The organism is Bacillus cereus group sp. BceL291 (assembly GCF_051776705.1).
GTDB lineage: Bacteria > Bacillota > Bacilli > Bacillales > Bacillaceae_G > Bacillus_A > Bacillus_A cereus.
Genome location: NZ_JBPWAP010000247.1, coordinates 1 through 427, shown reverse-complemented (window position 1 = coordinate 427; position 427 = coordinate 1). Strand labels below are relative to the sequence as shown.

The window sequence follows — 427 nt, the reverse complement described above, 5'->3', positions numbered from 1 at the left end:
GGGAAAGAGGCCTTTAGGGATACCCTCTATAGATGATAAATTAGTTCAAGAAATCGTAAGAAACATCCTAGAAGCTGTTTTCGAACCGACCTTTTCTAACAATTCTCATGGATTTAGACGTAATCGCAGTTGTCATACAGCACTAACACAAGCAACTAAAATCTTCAAAGGAGTTAAGTGGTGGGTAGAAGGTGATATCAAAGGCTTCTTCGACAATATTGACCATCACATTTTGATTAAACTGCTAAAAAGAAAAATTAAAGATGAAAAATTCATTAATTTAATCTGGAAATTTCTTAGAGCGGGTTATTTAGAAGATTGGAAATTCAATAATACTTATAGTGGCACTCCACAGGGAGGAATAATCAGCCCAATTCTATCAAATATTTATCTAAATGAACTTGATAAGTATATCGAAGAGTATAAA

1 protein-coding gene is annotated in these 427 nt (G+C 33.3%); it reads left to right on the top strand.

Annotated features, from left to right (window positions below):
- Positions 1 to 427 (top strand): reverse transcriptase/maturase family protein (locus ACS2CR_RS34415; protein ID WP_438906166.1); only part of this gene is annotated, 427 nt, incomplete at both ends.